At 66.3% G+C, this 15,076-nt stretch carries 16 protein-coding genes; 13 read left to right on the top strand and 3 right to left on the bottom strand.

Going from position 1 to position 15,076, the window contains the following annotated elements:
• Nucleotides 1-45: 45 nt before the first annotated feature.
• Together BLR46_RS07270 and zupT are read left to right on the top strand one after the other, a co-directional pair.
• Nucleotides 46-573 (top strand): DinB family protein, encoded by a 528-nt coding sequence (locus BLR46_RS07270; RefSeq protein ID WP_093250459.1) that lies wholly within the window; start codon nucleotides 46-48, stop codon nucleotides 571-573.
• Nucleotides 574-617: 44 nt separating this feature from the next.
• The gene (gene zupT / locus BLR46_RS07275; RefSeq protein WP_093250462.1) at nucleotides 618-1,412 is read left to right on the top strand and encodes a zinc transporter ZupT; all 795 of its coding nucleotides are present in this window, start codon (nucleotides 618-620) and stop codon (nucleotides 1,410-1,412) included.
• On the opposite strand, the gene BLR46_RS07280 is transcribed toward zupT, so the two are convergent.
• The gene (locus tag BLR46_RS07280) at nucleotides 1,399-2,880 is read right to left on the bottom strand and encodes a phytoene desaturase family protein (RefSeq protein WP_093250464.1); all 1,482 of its coding nucleotides are present in this window, start codon (nucleotides 2,878-2,880) and stop codon (nucleotides 1,399-1,401) included. The genes zupT and BLR46_RS07280 overlap by 14 nt on opposite strands.
• A 115-nt stretch (nucleotides 2,881-2,995) precedes the next feature.
• On the opposite strand from BLR46_RS07280, the gene BLR46_RS07285 reads away from it, so the two are divergent.
• The gene (locus tag BLR46_RS07285; protein ID WP_093250467.1) at nucleotides 2,996-4,045 is read left to right on the top strand and encodes a hypothetical protein; all 1,050 of its coding nucleotides are present in this window, start codon (nucleotides 2,996-2,998) and stop codon (nucleotides 4,043-4,045) included.
• A gap of 33 nt (nucleotides 4,046-4,078) precedes the next feature.
• Entirely contained in the window at nucleotides 4,079-4,843 is a 765-nt protein-coding gene (locus BLR46_RS07290) for a VOC family protein (protein WP_093250469.1), read from the top strand.
• 107 nt (nucleotides 4,844-4,950) lie between these two features.
• On the opposite strand, the gene BLR46_RS07295 is transcribed toward BLR46_RS07290, so the two are convergent.
• Nucleotides 4,951-6,435, bottom strand: a complete 1,485-nt coding sequence (locus BLR46_RS07295; RefSeq protein ID WP_093250471.1) for a vWA domain-containing protein — start codon at nucleotides 6,433-6,435, stop codon at nucleotides 4,951-4,953.
• Between the two features lie 190 nt (nucleotides 6,436-6,625).
• On the opposite strand from BLR46_RS07295, the gene BLR46_RS07300 reads away from it, so the two are divergent.
• The 9 genes from BLR46_RS07300 to BLR46_RS07340 all read left to right on the top strand — a co-directional run bounded on the left by BLR46_RS07300 (nucleotide 6,626) and on the right by BLR46_RS07340 (nucleotide 14,005).
• Nucleotides 6,626-6,829 (top strand): Flp family type IVb pilin, encoded by a 204-nt coding sequence (locus tag BLR46_RS07300; RefSeq protein ID WP_218118376.1) that lies wholly within the window; start codon nucleotides 6,626-6,628, stop codon nucleotides 6,827-6,829.
• 67 nt (nucleotides 6,830-6,896) lie between these two features.
• The gene (locus tag BLR46_RS07305; RefSeq protein WP_176761695.1) at nucleotides 6,897-7,259 is read left to right on the top strand and encodes a TadE/TadG family type IV pilus assembly protein; all 363 of its coding nucleotides are present in this window, start codon (nucleotides 6,897-6,899) and stop codon (nucleotides 7,257-7,259) included.
• On the top strand, nucleotides 7,247-8,194 hold the full coding sequence (locus BLR46_RS07310; RefSeq protein ID WP_093250475.1) for a pilus assembly protein TadG-related protein: 948 nt from the start codon (nucleotides 7,247-7,249) through the stop codon (nucleotides 8,192-8,194). The genes BLR46_RS07305 and BLR46_RS07310 overlap by 13 nt, the downstream gene beginning before the upstream one ends.
• Nucleotides 8,195-8,216: 22 nt before the next feature.
• Nucleotides 8,217-8,948 (top strand): Flp pilus assembly protein CpaB, encoded by a 732-nt coding sequence (cpaB, locus tag BLR46_RS07315; protein ID WP_093250476.1) that lies wholly within the window; start codon nucleotides 8,217-8,219, stop codon nucleotides 8,946-8,948.
• Nucleotides 8,945-10,111 (top strand): CpaE/TadZ family protein, encoded by a 1,167-nt coding sequence (locus tag BLR46_RS07320; RefSeq protein ID WP_093250478.1) that lies wholly within the window; start codon nucleotides 8,945-8,947, stop codon nucleotides 10,109-10,111. Before cpaB ends, BLR46_RS07320 begins: the two co-directional genes overlap by 4 nt.
• Nucleotides 10,108-11,592, top strand: coding sequence for a TadA family conjugal transfer-associated ATPase (locus tag BLR46_RS07325; protein ID WP_093250479.1), 1,485 nt, complete (start codon nucleotides 10,108-10,110; stop codon nucleotides 11,590-11,592). Before BLR46_RS07320 ends, BLR46_RS07325 begins: the two co-directional genes overlap by 4 nt.
• Complete coding sequence (locus tag BLR46_RS07330; RefSeq protein ID WP_093250481.1) at nucleotides 11,580-12,536, top strand: type II secretion system F family protein; 957 nt, start codon at nucleotides 11,580-11,582, stop codon at nucleotides 12,534-12,536. Before BLR46_RS07325 ends, BLR46_RS07330 begins: the two co-directional genes overlap by 13 nt.
• A 9-nt stretch (nucleotides 12,537-12,545) precedes the next feature.
• Entirely contained in the window at nucleotides 12,546-13,433 is an 888-nt protein-coding gene (locus BLR46_RS07335) for a type II secretion system F family protein (RefSeq protein WP_093250482.1), read from the top strand.
• Nucleotides 13,433-14,005 carry a prepilin peptidase gene (locus BLR46_RS07340; protein ID WP_093250483.1) on the top strand — a complete coding sequence of 191 codons (573 nt, stop codon included), beginning with the start codon at nucleotides 13,433-13,435 and terminating at the stop codon, nucleotides 14,003-14,005. Before BLR46_RS07335 ends, BLR46_RS07340 begins: the two co-directional genes overlap by 1 nt.
• A 142-nt stretch (nucleotides 14,006-14,147) precedes the next feature.
• On the opposite strand, the gene BLR46_RS07345 is transcribed toward BLR46_RS07340, so the two are convergent.
• Nucleotides 14,148-14,972 (bottom strand): TSUP family transporter, encoded by an 825-nt coding sequence (locus BLR46_RS07345; RefSeq protein WP_245701573.1) that lies wholly within the window; start codon nucleotides 14,970-14,972, stop codon nucleotides 14,148-14,150.
• Between the last annotated feature and the right edge of the window lie 104 nt (nucleotides 14,973-15,076).

Raw genomic sequence — 15,076 nt, forward strand, 5'->3', positions numbered from 1 at the left:
CGCTGACCACCGGTAGCTGCCGTCGGGAAGCACTACCATCACGGCATGAGTGAAGAACCAGCAGCCATCGAGCCGGACCAGAAGGACTGGACCGTCGTGATCGCGAACGGCTGCGACGAGTGCGGCTACCGCCCGCACGACGTGCGCCGCACCGGCGACCTGCTGCGCGACTCCATCCCCCGATGGCAGGAGCGGCTCGGCCAACCCGACGTGCGGCAGCGGCCGGAGCCGACCACGTGGTCGCCGCTCGAGTACGCCGCCCACGTGCGCGACGTGTGCTCGGTGTTCCGCGGGAGGCTCTCGCTCATGCTGAAGAACGACGCGCCCACGTTCCCCAGCTGGGACCAGGACCAGGCCGCGGTCGAGAAGCAGTACCACCTGCAGGATCCCGCCACGGTCGCCGAGGAGTACGGGCACGAGGCGACGCAGACGGCCGAGGCGTTCGACGCCGTCGAGGACCACGAGTGGCAGCGACGTGGGCTGCGCGGCAGCGGCGCCGAGTTCACCGTCGAGACCCTGGCCGTCTACTTCCTCCACGACATCCTGCACCACCTGCACGACGTCCGCGCCTGAGCGGCCCGCGCCGCGGCCGCCCGCCCGTCGGCTATGAATAGCCCATGATCACCGCGATCCTGCTCACCGCCCTCGCCGGGGCCGCGACGGCGATCGGCGGGCTCATCGGCGTCTGGGGCCCGCACACCTCCAACCGGGTGCTGTCCGCCGGCGTCGCCCTCGCCGCGGGCGTGATGATCTACGTGTCCTTCGTGGAGTTGCTGCCCGGCGCGTTCACCCACTCGGGCGACGTCGCGTCGGTGATCGCCTTCTTCTCAGGGGCCGTATTCGTGCTGCTGATCGAGGAGGTGGCCGGGCGCTGGTCACCGGCCGACCGGGTTCGGCAGGAGTCGAGCGTCGAGCAGCACGCGGCGCAGGTGCCGGCGTCGAAGCTCGCCCGCGACCCCGCCAAGCTGACCCGCACGGCAATCGTGATGGCCGCAGTCCTCGCCGCCCACAACGCGCCGGAAGGGTTCGTGACCCTCATCGCGGCGCTGCAGGACCCGGTGCTCGCGCTCCCGATCGTCGTGGCCATCGCCATCCACAACATCCCCGAGGGCATCGCGGTGGCGGTGCCGATGTATCACGCCACAGGCAATCGGCTGAAGGCCTGGGCCTTCTCCGCCGCCAGCGGCCTCGCGGAGCCGGTCGGGGCGCTGATCCTGTACGCGATCCTCGGCCCCTTCCTCAACCTCGCCACCGTGGGAGTCGTCAACGCCGTGATCGCCGGGATCATGGTGTTCATCTCGCTCCACGAGCTCATCCCCCTCGCGTTCGCGACGGGCAAGAAGGCCACCACCAGCCTGTGGGTCATCGTCGGCATGGCGTTGATGGCCGTCAGCATCATCATCCTGACCTGAGGTCGGCCATCGCCGCTCGCGCCGCCCAGTAGCCCGGCATGCCGTGCACACCGGCGCCCGGCGGGGTGGCGCCGGAGGCGAGGTAGAGCCCGCGCTCACGCAGCCGGTACGGGTGCAGGGTCAGTCCGGGTCGGAACACGGACTGCAGGCCGGCCATGCCGCCGCCCGCCACGTCGCCCCCGATGAGGTTGGGGTTCCACGCCTCGAGGTCCGCGGGCGAGTGCTCGACCTTCCCGACGATGCGGTCGCGGAAGCCGGGCGCGAAGCGTTCGATCTGCGACTCGATGCGCTCGGCGACGTAGCCGGGGCGCGGTTCGACGTAACCGCCGGGCACGTGGGCGTAGCTCCAGAGGACCTGCTTGCCCTCGGCCGCGCCGGTAGCGCGGGTGGGGTCGGCGGACTGCTGCTGGCAGACCATGACGAACGGCCGGTCGGGCATCCGCCCCTTGGCGGCGGCGGCCTCCGCGCGCTGGATGTCGTCGATGGTGCCGCAGACGTGCGCCGTCCCGGCACCGGCGACCCGCTCGTCGCTCCAGGGGACGGGGCCGTCGAGCAGGTAGTCGATCTTGTGGACGCCGGTGCCGTAGCTCCAGCCGGCCATGCGTCGACGGGTGTGGCGCGGCATGTCGAGGCCCTTGAGTCGCAGCACTTGGGCCGGGGTGAGGTTGAGGATCGTGGCGTCGGCGGCGGGCAGCATGCGCAGGTCGGTGATCTCGTGGCCGGTGTGGATCCGGCCGCCGTGTCCGCTGATGACTGAGACAAGGGCGTCGACGATCGCCTGCGACCCGCCCCTCGCGGCGGGCCAGCCGGTGGTCATGCCGAGCGCGTTGAAGAGCAGCCCGAAGGCGGCGGTGAACGGGCTAGCCGGCGGGGTGGTCGCGTGGACGGCCGAGCCCGCGAAGAGGGCGCGCGTGGCCTCGTCGCGGAAGGCGAGGCCGGTGAGCAGCTTGGCCGAGGCGAGCGCCTTCACTCCGAACCGCGCCATCGACACGGGATGGGCCGGGAGGCGCAGCATCGGCGCGAGGAGGTTCTGGAGGTGCTGGTCGATGTTGGCCACCATGTCGGCGTGCAGGAGGCGCCAGGCGGCGCCGTCGCGGCCGAGGCCTTCCGCCGTCGCGCCGAGGTCGCGGTGCAGCAGCGCGGCGGGCCGGCCCTCGAGCGGGTGCGCCGAGGGGTAGGTGGGGTGGGTCCACTGGAGTCCGTGGGCCTCGAGGTCCAGCTGCTTGAACGCGGGGCTGACCGCGCCGAACGGGTGCCCGGCGGCGCCGAGGTCGACGATCGTGCCGGGGCCGAGCAGGTCCGACGACGCCGACGCGCCGCCGGGCCGGTCGTTGCGTTCGTACACGTCGACTTCCCAGCCGGCGCGTGCGAGGAAGGCCGCGGCGGTGAGGCCGTTCGGGCCGGAGCCGACGACGATGGCGCGGCCCGGGGGGCCGCCGGGCACGCTGGTTTCGGATGGATTGGCCATGGGACATTCCTTCCTGTCGCTTCTCCCACCCTAGTTGTGCCCCGGCCCGGCGGAGCGGCGCCGGCTTTGGTATGAAGGGCTCACGCTTCTCGGTCCGGACCGAAGGGGGATCACCATGACGTGGCCCGTGTCCCTGCAGATCAACGACGACATCACGCTGGCCGCGCCCGCCGACATGGCGCCCGGCTCCCCCATCCGCGGGCTCGAGGCACAGCGGGTCACCGCCGCCGACGGCCGACCCGCGCTCAGGGTCCTGTACAGCACGGCCGACGGGATCACCCACGCCGCCTGGCCGCGCGGCGCCGAGCTGCCGCCGATGGACACGCCACTCGGCCGCGGCATCGGGCTCGTCGCGCCGGCGGACTTCGCGCGCGACGTGTTCGAGGTGGGCCGCGACGGGGTGCTGATCGACGTCGACTTCACCGATCGCGAGGGGCACCGGCTCGTCTGGCGGGTGCGACAGCCGCGTGCGTGGCGGGGCTTCGGCTTCGTCGCGCCGCCCGCGGCCGGCATGCGGCATCCGACGAGCTTCTTCTTCCCGTACATGCCTACCTTCGGGTTCGTGCCGCAGCCGCTGGAGTTCGAGGCCTCGTTCGACGGGGTGCCGTTCCAGCTGCAGCGCCTGCCGTTCCCGTGGCACTGGCGCCGCGCGCTGGCGATGAAGGCGTCGGTGGGGATGGTGGTCGTCGAGCTGCTGAAGGACGGGGTGCCGCCGCTCGCGGCCGAGGAGCCGGGGCTCGTCGTCGACACCGAGGGGCGGCTCGTCTCATGCACCCGGCCCAGCAGTGTCGCCGACGTGGTGCTGCAGTTCCAGCCGCCGCTCCCCCGCGTCGAGGGGCTGACCGACACCCACGTGTCGCGGTGGCGCATCTCGGTGGACGACAACCGGGTGGCGGACGGGACCGTGACGGTGGCGCCCATCGACGATGGCGCCGTGGTCGCGTGGGTCGTGAAGCGCGGGTGGGGCGGCGCGCGAGGGCTCCGGCCGGGAGCGCTGCTGACGCGGGCGGTGCCCATGCTGAGGAGGTGGCCGACGGCGTACTCGTGGCTCGGACGCGTGGTGCTGGCCGGCGACGGACCCCGGCTCGTGGGGCGCTGGCGCAACGCACGGCCGGTCGGAACTTTCGAGGAGGAACCGACCGTGGAGGAGCCACCCGCGTCGTAGCGTGTGGGGTAGCGACTCGCATCGGAGGATCCCATGAGCGGCAACCCCAACTGGATCGACTACAGCACCACCGAGATGGCGGACAGCAAGCACTTCTACTCCGAGCTGTTCGGCTGGGAGTTCGAAGATCTCGGCGAGGAGATGAGCCATTACCACTGGATCCGCGCCAACGGCCAGCTGCTCGGCGGCGCCATGGACGTCACCGGGATGAAGGACGACAGCGGCGAGCAGATCCCCAGCTACTGGCAGGTGTTCCTCTCCGCCGACGACGCCCAGGCGGTGTTCGACAAGGCGGTGGCGGCCGGCGCGCGGCCGCTCTACGAGCCCACCGGCACCGGCGACATCGGAAAGTACGCCATCGTCCTCGACCCCACCGGCGCACCCGTCGGGATCTGGGAGCCCGGCAGCACGAAGAGCGACGAGTTCACCGGCGCCGTCGGGACTCCCGCCTGGTTCGAGTTGATGACGCAGGACTACGACGCGGCGGTGAAGTTCTACTCTGAGGCCTTCGACTTCGACGAGGTCCGCATGCCCGGAGACTTCCGCTACGCCACCAACGGGCCGGGCGAGTCGTCCGCCTGGGGGCTGTGCGACGCCAAGGGGATGACCGACGAGGCCGCCGGCTCCTACTGGCGCATCTACTTCTCGGTGGAGGACTGCGACGACGCCGTCACCCGCGTCCGCGAACTCGGCGGCAAGCTCCTCGACGGGCCGATGGACTCGGAGTTCGGACGGATTGCCACGGTCGCCGACCCCGTCGGCGCCTCCTTCCAGGTCATCGCCATGCCCTCCGCCTGACAATCCCTGAGGAGTGACCCTTCCCGCCCGGTGGTCGAGCGAGCGAAGCGAGTCGAGACCCGAAGGGCCCCGGTCCCTGAGGAGCGACGAAGTCGCGTCTCGAAGGGCTACCGACCCCCGAACTTCGCGTTCACGAGGTCCAGCATCCGGCTGCGCTCGGAGGTGTAGGTGAGCGTCCGCTCCCCCGGAAGGTTCATCGTCTCGCCGTCGGTCAGCTCCCCGGAGAACTGCTCCCCGTCGACCTTGCCGCGCACCTGCACGCCGCCCTCCTTCCGTGCGACGACCTGCAGCTTCACCCCCGACCGATCGAAGGTGCGGGAACCGTCGAGGACGAACTCGTCGACGGGCTGACCCTTGGCGGTGATCGTCATGGAGCCCTCGGCGCCGCCTCGACGGCGCAGGAGGAGCAGAGCAAGGGCCGCCACGAGCAGGATGCCGCCGACCACCGCGCCGACGACGGGCAACCAACTGGCGCTCGCCTCGGGTTCGGGCGTCTCGGCTTCCGCCTCCGGAGCGGGCGCAGGGGCGGCGGCCGGTTCCTCCGCGATCTCCACCTCCACCGGCGCGACCACCACCGTCTGGGACGGTGAGACGCCCAACTCCGTGAGTTGACCCGCCCACGGCGAGCCGAGCGTGACTTCGAGTCCGACGTCGTAGCTTCCAGGCTCGGGGAGCTTCGCCTGAACCGAGAATTCGGCCGACTCACCGGGGAGGACCTCGACCGGCGCAGCGAGTGGCTCGATCGTGGCGCCCTCGACCGCGGGCTGGAGCCGGACCTCCGTGACCGAGATCGGCACGTGCTGCGCCGAGGAAGCGACTGTCACAGCGATGGTCGCGGTCTGGGCGTCGACCCCCGCGAGCGTGGCATTGAGCGTGGGCGGTGCCTGCAGGTCGGTGGACACCTCCTCGACGACGCGGCTGCGTTTCAGCTCCTCGTCGAGGCCGGAGAGGTAGCCGACGATGTCGCCCGGCGTGGCGACGGCCGCCTCGGGGAAGACCGAGGTGAGCAGCCCGGCGTCGGTGTCGTTTCCGAGCGAGAGGGCGAAGGCCCCGACGTGCCGCCCGTTCGCGGCCTGCTGCGCACGCGTGCGAAGGTCTTCCCAGGCGGCCGTATCGGCCGTCGCGTAGGGCGAATCCTCGGCAGCGTCGAGGCTGCCGTCCGTGAGCAGGGCCAGCGCGGTGACCGGTCGGGCACCGTCGCGCTGCAGCGCCTTCACTGCCTCGTCGATGGCCGCACCGATGTCGGTCTGATCCCCGGCGGGAGTGGCCGGCAGCTCGTCGAGGAGCACGGTCGGGTCCTCGGGACGCGCGCCCTGCCAGACGGTGCGCGCGCCGTCGTCGAAGGTGATGAGGGTGAGATAGTCGTCGGGGGCCAGGTTCGTGAGCAGACCGACGAGCGCCTCTCGCGCCCGCTCCCACCGTCCTTCGAACCTCATGGACTCGGAGGTGTCGACGACGACGATGTAGTCCTCGGGCTCCTCTGTGATGCCGATCGAGGTCGCGAGCGCGTCGACCGACTCGTCGCCACCCGCACGTACGGGTAGCGCGAGCATCGCCAGCACGAGCGCCAGCATGGTCAACCACTTCTTCATCACAAGCCCCCCAGCCGTTGCTCAGCATTATGGCGGGTTCCGCGCCGGGACGCGAGATTTTTCTCGATCGGAAAAAAATCTTGAGAAAGGGCTAGCGCGCCGCTTGACGAGGTGCTACCTTCTTGCCACGGGGGAACACAACAGCGTGTCCCCCAGGTTCCAAAAGGGGGGAACAACCATCATGGTTGCATTGTATTCGCACGTCCAGACGCTGTTGACCGTTCTCGGTCGTCGGTTCGAGGACAAGTCCAAGGGTGCCACTGCCGTCGAGTACGGCATCATGGTCGCCGGCATCGCCGCACTGATCATCGCCACCGTGTTTCTGATCGGACCACGGCTCAACGTAATGTTCCAGGGAATTCTGACCCAGCTCGGCGGGCCGGTCGGCTCGTAGCCCTAAGGGAGTTGTGGGGGCACATAGTGCCCCCACAACACTTTCCTCACATCAACTAGGGGGAGCTGTGCGTCGCAACAGCAAGGGCGCCGCGGCCGTGGAATTCGCTCTCGTCCTACCCGTTTTGGTGACGTTAATCCTCGGTTCTGCAGAGTTCGGTTTTTTGGCTTATCTGAATGCGTCAGCCGCTGGAGCAGCACGCGAAGCCGCTCGAGTCATGGCAATCAGCCAAGATGAGGAAGCAGCCAGAGAAGCAATCGACGAGTATTTCGTCATCTCGAGTGGGCCGACCTACATCGACGTGCCCGCCACCTGCTCAGCGGGCGCCCCGGTCGAAGTCTATGTGGAGTACCGGTATGACACACTCACCAAGTTTTTCGGGGAACAATTCACTGCGAGGGGACGGGGGGAAATGCGATGCGGAGGATGAAGGATGACAGGGGCGTCACCGCCGTCTTCACAGCCATAGTCATTGTGATGCTGATGGGTCTCACGGCCTTGGCGGTCGATGTAGGGGCCCTATGGTGGGACAAGAAGGAACTTCAAAATGGTGCGGATGCTGCGGCCTTGGCTCTCGCGCAAAGCTGCGCTGCCGGAGGTTGCGAGGCTGATGAGAACGCCATGGCGGAGCAGTACGCCGACAACAATAAAACCGACTCAGCTGTCACCGTCGAACGCATCGTCCGCGGCGTGAACTTTCGCACGGTCGATGTCGTAAGCGAACGAGACTTCTGGTTTGCATCGGTCATGGGCGCAGGCTCGTCAGGATCCGTACGCGCGTCAGCGACTGCTACGTGGGACGTTATAGGGGGCGCCTCGACGCTGCCGCTCGCCGTCTCAGAGTGCTTCCTGGAGCGCTTGGCGATCGGGGAGACCAAGCGGATCTTCATTAAGTCCAGCAACGACGCCTCAGATGACGAAGCCGAGTGCGGCGGAGATCCCCACTACATTCCTGGCGGTTTCGGCTGGCTGGACGCGAATGACGACTGTGAGGCGAGCACCGAGGTCTACAACGAGGACGGCACAAGAGCCATATATGACGGCGACCCAGGGAATAATGCTCCATGCAGCCAGTCGCAGCTTCTTGGCCTCGCCGGTCAGACCGTTCTCGTCCCGGTATTTGATCAAGCTGAATGGCAAGGCAACAACGGCGACTTCTACGTCTTGGGCTATGCCCAATTCACGATATCCGCATACTGCTTCAGCCCTGGCAATCTCACTAGCGGTGGCGGTATTGCCGGGCCGACATCGTGCACAGGCTCCGATCGCTGGCTAGAGGGGAGCTTTCAGGAGATGGTGAGCCTCGACGCTGAGCTCGGCGGTGGCGAAGATTACGGCGCAAGGACCGTCCAGCTTACTAATTGAGACCACTGTCCGGGGGGACCAGATGAGAACAACAAGGATCGCCGCGGCCGTCGTTGCCGCCCTGCTAGCCACTGCTGGCGTGGTCATGGTGATGATGTATGTCCAAGGCGCGGACGAGCGAGCCGCGGCTGAATTGGAGCCGACGGCGGTACTCATAGTCACTGATGAGATCGCAGAGGGATCCGAAGCGGTAGTCGGGACTAACGTTGAGTTGCAGGAGCTGCCGAGCCGCGCCGTGGCCAGTGGCGCTCTCAACGACTTGGGGTCCCTCAACGGCAAGGTCGCCACCTCCACCCTATTCCCCGGAGAGCAAGTCTTCGCGGAGCGATTCGCTCCGCCAGAAGTTCTTACCAACGACGCAGTCCTCATTCCCAAAGAAATGGTCCAGGTGACTGTGTCGCTTACGCCCGACCGGGTCATCGGAGGCAAGTTGAAGGCCGGCGACACAGTCGGCTTGGTGATGTCAGGGGAAGCGACATCCGAGGAAGATGAAGGCCAAGCTGTCTCATTCACCCAGACCATCCTGCATGGTGTTCTCGTTGCGCGTGTGCAGGCAGTGGCTCCCCCCGAGGGTGAGGCCTCGGACCAGCCACCCACGGACGCCCACTTCATCACGTTTGCCGTCACCGCGGCTGATGCGGAGAGGATCGTATTCGCGGCGGAGCACGCTCGCATCTGGTTGACGTTGGAGCGGGAAGAGTCGGACATCTCCGGCACGGGCCTCGTGACGCTCGAGAACGTGGTGGCGTCATGAGCACGGTCCTTCTCATCGCACGTACTCCGCACGTGATCGAGCAGGTGACGAGTGCAACCAGCGGTCAAGTGCAGGTCATCGCTGGTGAGCAGATGCAAAACGCGGCGCTGATAGCTTCTGCTATCGCTGGGCCGCCCCTGCCAGGGCTCCTGATGGTTGAGTCCGGCTCCGATGAGCAAGAAGCGTTGTCGATCGCCGGCTGGGCGGTCGAGCGGTTCGGTGCGCCGGTCGTGCTCGTGACGCCCGATCCCCATCGGGCGGGACTGGCGGCCATGCGTGCTGGGGTGCGCGACATGATCACACCCGATTCCACCGTCGATGAATACCGAGACGTCATTGCGCGCAACCGGTGGGCCGCTCAGTCGCCCTCCATTGACGAGCGCAGGGGGCGGGTGATCACGGTCGCCTCGCCCAAGGGCGGAGTCGGCAAGACCACTGTGACCACGAATCTGGCTGTTGGGCTGAGCCAACTGGCTCCGGAGTCAGTCGTCTTGGTGGATCTCGACATCCATTTCGGCGACGTGGCCTCGGCTCTGAACCTTTTGCCCGAGTATGCGTTACCCGATGCCGCACGAGCCGCTGGTGGCGATCCGCTGGCGGTGAAGCCATACCTCACTCGGCATGAAACCGGGCTGTGGGTGGTGGCGGGCTCGGACTCCCCTGCAGCTGCGGACGAGGTCACCGCGACGGGAGTGACGGACCTGCTCCGGTCACTGGTTCAGTCGTTCTCCTACGTGGTGGTGGACACTGCTCCCGGTCTCTCTGAACACACTCTGGCCGCTCTGGACCTCACAGACATCTTGGTACTCGTGACCGGCCTCGATGTGCCCGGTGTGCGAGGTCTTCGCAAGGAGATCGACACCCTCGCGCAACTCTCGCTTCCGCTGGAAGCGCGTCACATAGTCCTCAACTTCGCCGATGCTGCGCGTGGCCTGACGACTGCTGACGTCGAATCAACGATCCAAGCACCCGTCGACCACGTCCTACCCAGCAGCAAAATGGTGCCCATTTCGGTCAATCAGGGGATCCCTCTGTTGCAGAGCCGCACGAAGGACCCGGTCACTCGCCAGCTCCAGCAGCTCGTCGAGCGGATTTCCGGGCAGCAGGAGAACAAGATCAGGCGCGGCTTCTTCGGCACGCGCGGACGCAAGGAGTCCGCATGAATCTGGCTGAACGTTTGAAGATGGCCCAAAAGGGGGCCACGCCTACGCCGCTTCGTGCGGCGGAACCCGTGGCGCCGACACCCTCCGCATCGCCTTGGGCTCGTCCGGAGCCCGAGGACGTGTTCCTTCCCCCACCGCCCCAGTCGCCGACGCCACCCCCGTCGCTGTCTGCCCGGGTCGGGGTCACCGTCCAAGCGAAGCCCGACGCCAAGCAGAAGCTGCTCGCCAAGACCACCGATGCACTGTACGAGCGCCTCGGCACGCGTCTCTCCGACCCATCCATGACCGACGAGCAGCTGCGCCAACTCGTTCAACGAGAGTTGTCCATGGTGATCGACGCCGACGAACTGGCGCTGAGCGGTCCAGAACGGCGCCGCCTTGTGGAGGAAGTCGAATCCGATCTCTTGGGACTCGGACCGATCCAGCCCCTACTCGACGATCCAACCATCACCGAAGTGATGGTGAACGGACCAGACAGTGTCTTCGTCGAGCACGCTGGTCGGATCTACGAGAGCGACGTGAAGTTTCGCGACGAGATCCACCTCCGCCAGATCATCGATCGGATAGTCGGCAAGATCGGCCGTCGCATCGACGAGTCGTCACCGCTCGTCGATGCCAGGCTCGAGGACGGTTCTCGTGTAAACGCCATAATCGCCCCACTGGCGGTGAGCGGCTCCACCCTGACGATCAGAAAGTTCAGCCGCGATGCGCTCACAGTGCCTGACCTCATCCGGCTCCAGACCCTGACGCCGGAGATCGCTGAGCTGATCTCTGCGTGCGTACAAGCGAGACTCAACATCATCGTCTCCGGTGGTACGGGTACCGGCAAGACGACGATGCTGAACGTCCTTTCGTCGTTCATCCCAGCGGATGAGCGCATCATCTCGATCGAGGACGCGGTGGAGCTGCAATTGCAGCAGAAGCACGTGATCCGGCTCGAGTCCCGCCCACCGAACATCGAGGGGAAGGGTGAAGTGACGATCCGTGATCTCGTTCGCAACTCGCTACGCATGCGGCCGGACCGCATCATCGTGGGCGAGGTTCGTGGCGCGGAAGCGCTCGACATGCTCCAGGCGATGAACACCGGCCATGATGGCTCACTTTCCACGGTGCACGCCAGTTCGCCGCGGGAAGCACTGTCACGGCTCGAGACGCTCGTGTTGATGGCCGGCATGGATCTACCGCTTCGCGCCATCCGGGAACAGATCGCGAGCTCGATCGATCTCATTGTGCAACTAGCACGGCTCCGCGATGGCACGCGCCGCGTCGTGGCGATCAGCGAAGTGAATGGGATGGAGGGCCAGACGATCACCATGGAGGACACCTTCGCGTTCGACTTCTCCGCAGGGGTGGACCGGGACGGCCGGTTCCTCGGCAAGGTCCTCCCGACGGGTGTGCGCCCGCACTTCACCGACCGTTTCGCCGAGATGGGCATTGCCATCTCGCCGCACATCTTCGGAGGTCCGATATGGGCGCGGTGATGACGTGGGCCGCGGGGAACATGCTGACGATTGCCGGCATCTCCGGTGCCATTGCTTTCATCATCATCCTGTTGCTGTTGCTCCGGCCCGATATACGCCAAGTGCCGCTGTCGCGCCGCCGGCCCTTCGAGAACGAATCCCGCACTGCAGTGACTGTGGCCGCCGAACGCCTGACGAGCGTCATCGACAAGGTCGCAGCGAGGAGAGGCCACTCCCTCGCCGAGCGGTTGGACATCGCTGGAGTCAAGACTCCCCTCGCACACGTAGTGATCCTGACGTTCAGCGCAATGATCGTCATGGTGGCGCTTTCTCTGCTCATGGGGTCACCAATGTTCGCGGTTCTGTCCGTACCTGCGATCCCCGCTCTCCTCACCGTCTGGATCTCGTTGCGCATATCCAAACGACGTGCGAACTTTGCGCTGCAATTGGACGAGACCGCGCAGATGCTTGCGGGCAGTCTTCGGTCCGGATATTCCTTCCCCCAAGCCATGCTGACCGTGGGTAAGGAGGCTTCGTCTCCGACCAGCGACGAGTTCATCCGTATGAGCAACGAACTGCGGGTCGGCCGACCCCTGTCCGACGCGATGGAACACACCGCAAGGCGGATGGAGAGCGAGGACTTCGCCTGGATCGGGCAGGCCGTCGCCATAAACCGCGAGGTCGGAGGCAACCTCGCTGACGTGCTGGACAACGTTGCGCACACCATCCGGCAGCGCGCGCAGCTCCGTCGCCAGGTGGCTTCATTAAGCGCTGAGGGAAAACTGTCCGCGATCGTGCTCGTAGCCCTTCCCTTCGTGATGATCGCAATGCTGTCACTGATCAACCCGACCTACATGGGAACCCTGTTCACTCACCCCGTCGGGTGGGTCATGATCGCCACCGGGGCAGGGCTGCTCATCGCCGGAACCTTTTGGCTGCGCAAGACCGTCGAGATCAAGTTCTGAGGTGATGAGATGCCGACGACTCTGTACATCGCGATGAGTTCCCTGGCGCTCGGTCTGGGCACCATCGGATGGCTACTCTTCTCCAGCGCAGACCCTGTCCGCCGTAACACACTGGTCAATCTCGCTCGCGGCAACGCAAGCCCCATTGGGGATGTCCCACGACGGGCGCAGGGCCACCTGCCGGTCGGGCGACTGATCGACTCTCCAGTCCGCCGCGGCCGTCTTGAGACCCTGTTGGCCAAGGCGGGGTTCCCTGGTGGATGGTCCGTGGATCAGCTGCTCTCGATAAAGGTGCTCGGCACGGTCCTCGTCGGGATCCTCATGACCTTCATGTGGACGTCCAACCCCACGATGCCAGTCTTCCTCTTCGGCGCGGCCATGACCGTGGGGGTCTTTTTCCTACCAGATCTTCTCCTTTACAACACCGCCATCAAGCGCCGACAACAAGTCGATCTGACGCTCCCTGACACACTCGACCAGATGAGCATCGCAGTCCAAGCGGGGCTCGGTTTCGACTCTGCCATGCTGCGCGTTGCCCGCAACGGCAAGGGCGTTCTGGCGCAGGAACTGATCCGCACTTTGCAGGACGTGCAGGTGGGACAAACTCGGCGCAATGCCTATGAGGACCTAGCCAAGCGCACCGGTTCGATCCCTCTCCGTCGCTTCGTGCGCACTGTGATCCAAGCGGAGTCTTATGGTATTCCGCTGGCCGATGTGCTGAACGCACAGGCGGATGAGATGCGGCTTCTCCGCCGGCAGAACGCAGAGCGGAAGGCCATGGAGATCCCCGTCAAGGTGGTGTTTCCGCTTATTCTCTGCATCCTCCCCGTGATCTTCATCGTCGTCCTCGGCCCGGCGATCATCACGATCATGGAGAACGTGTTCGGGGTATTGTGATGACCGCTGGCGTGACCGCGCTACCAACTGGTCTCGTCGCCCGCACGGCTGGACTCATCGTCGGCGCTGTTGTCTTCGTATGGGCCGGAATGATGCTGGGGCCTTCGCCCGCTCTATTTGGCTTTGGATACCTCGCAGCAGTGTGGGGGGCTGCGGCGGTAATCGATCTCCAGACCCACCACCTGCCGGACATCCTTACTCTGGGCGCCTATCCGGTGTTTCTGATCCTGATGCTTCCCTCCGCTGCGATTGAGGCCAACTGGAACGGGCTCGGTCTGGCGGCGCTTCTCGGCCTCGCAACAGCTCTGGCGCTGTTCATCATCGCGTTCATCAATCCAGCCGGCTTCGGCCTCGGTGATGTGAAGCTCGGCCTTTCCACCGGCGCGGCGCTGGGGTGGCTCGGAGTGATGGAGGCGGTAGCGGGACTCCTCGCTGCCTTCGTCCTCATGGCCGTGTTTGGGGCAGTGGCACTCGCCGTCAAGCGCCTAGGACGCAAATCGGATGTGGCCTTCGGTCCGTTCATGATCGCCGGCGTGCTCGTCGCACCGTGGCTCGCGCAACTGATGAGTTGAGTGGATCTCGACACGCGGGCTGGGACTCCGTCCGCCGCCGCTGCTCGATCACCGCCGACACGCGGGCTGGGACTGCGTCCGCGCCAGCTGCTCGATCACCGCCGACACGCGGGCTGGGACTGCGTCCGCGCCAGCTGCTCGATCACCGGGCTGAGGGCAGGAACTCGACCACTGTGTCGTAGCCGAGCTTCACCACGAGGATCGCCGTCACGACGAGGAACACACGCCGGATGAAGGCGTTGCCATTCGCGACGGCCATGTGGGCGCCGATGATGCCGCCGGTGATGTTCGCTAGCGCCATGAGACCGCCGAGCACGAGCAGCAACTCACCGTGGATGCCGTAGACGCCGATGGCGGCCACGTTCGTCGTCAGATTGGCGATCTTTGCGTTGACGCTGGCCTGCAGGAAGCCGTAGCCGAGCACCACCACGATCAGGATCACGAAGAACGACCCGGTCCCTGGTCCGAGCAGCCCGTCGTAGAGCCCGACGATGAGTCCGATCACCGCAGCCCTTACCCCCGCAGCCCGGCCGGTGTGCTGCGGCTTGTGGTGCAGCCCGAGCTTCGGCTTCGTGAACACGTACGCCCCAACCCCGACCACCGCGACCAACACCACCGGCGTCAGCCACTCCCGCGGCAGGTAGCGCGACAGGCTGGCGCCCACGGCCGACCCCAGGAAGGCGCCGATCACGAGCGGCACCAGTAGCGCCAGTTCCACCTTGATCCGTTTGAGGTACACCCAACTCGCGGACAGCGTGCCCGCGAACGACGAGATCTTGTTGGTTCCGAGCACGAACGGCGTGGCGACGTCCTTCGGCACCCCGATCACGAGCGCCGGCAATTGGATGAGCCCTCCCCCACCCACGACAGCGTCGATCCAGCCCGCGAATCCGGCTGCCACGATGAGCATCGCCAGCACCGGCGCGGTCACGGGAAGCCAGTCGGCGAGCGGGGCGAAATCGGGCACGACTGCGAGCATAAAGCAAGGTCCTGTACCGGCCATCGCAGCGCAGCGTGGCGAGACCCCTTCTATTCCTAGATTGGCGGCGACCCCCAACAGAAAGGCGGCAC

It is taken from the genome of Tessaracoccus oleiagri, from assembly GCF_900103275.1.
GTDB classification, from domain to species: domain Bacteria; phylum Actinomycetota; class Actinomycetes; order Propionibacteriales; family Propionibacteriaceae; genus Arachnia; species Arachnia oleiagri.

What these genes read in the sequence shown, in the direction of transcription:
- BLR46_RS07270 (WP_093250459.1), top strand. Translation starts at nt 46, where the DNA reads ATGAGTGAAGAACCAGCAGCCATCGAGCCGGACCAGAAGGACTGGACC.
- zupT (WP_093250462.1), top strand. Translation starts at nt 618, where the DNA reads ATGATCACCGCGATCCTGCTCACCGCCCTCGCCGGGGCCGCGACGGCG.
- BLR46_RS07280 (WP_093250464.1), bottom strand. Translation starts at nt 2,880, where the DNA reads ATGGCCAATCCATCCGAAACCAGCGTGCCCGGCGGCCCCCCGGGCCGC.
- BLR46_RS07285 (WP_093250467.1), top strand. Translation starts at nt 2,996, where the DNA reads ATGACGTGGCCCGTGTCCCTGCAGATCAACGACGACATCACGCTGGCC.
- BLR46_RS07290 (WP_093250469.1), top strand. Translation starts at nt 4,079, where the DNA reads ATGAGCGGCAACCCCAACTGGATCGACTACAGCACCACCGAGATGGCG.
- BLR46_RS07295 (WP_093250471.1), bottom strand. Translation starts at nt 6,435, where the DNA reads ATGAAGAAGTGGTTGACCATGCTGGCGCTCGTGCTGGCGATGCTCGCG.
- BLR46_RS07310 (WP_093250475.1), top strand. Translation starts at nt 7,247, where the DNA reads ATGCGGAGGATGAAGGATGACAGGGGCGTCACCGCCGTCTTCACAGCC.
- cpaB (WP_093250476.1), top strand. Translation starts at nt 8,217, where the DNA reads ATGAGAACAACAAGGATCGCCGCGGCCGTCGTTGCCGCCCTGCTAGCC.
- BLR46_RS07320 (WP_093250478.1), top strand. Translation starts at nt 8,945, where the DNA reads ATGAGCACGGTCCTTCTCATCGCACGTACTCCGCACGTGATCGAGCAG.
- BLR46_RS07325 (WP_093250479.1), top strand. Translation starts at nt 10,108, where the DNA reads ATGAATCTGGCTGAACGTTTGAAGATGGCCCAAAAGGGGGCCACGCCT.
- BLR46_RS07330 (WP_093250481.1), top strand. Translation starts at nt 11,580, where the DNA reads ATGGGCGCGGTGATGACGTGGGCCGCGGGGAACATGCTGACGATTGCC.
- BLR46_RS07335 (WP_093250482.1), top strand. Translation starts at nt 12,546, where the DNA reads ATGCCGACGACTCTGTACATCGCGATGAGTTCCCTGGCGCTCGGTCTG.
- BLR46_RS07340 (WP_093250483.1), top strand. Translation starts at nt 13,433, where the DNA reads ATGACCGCTGGCGTGACCGCGCTACCAACTGGTCTCGTCGCCCGCACG.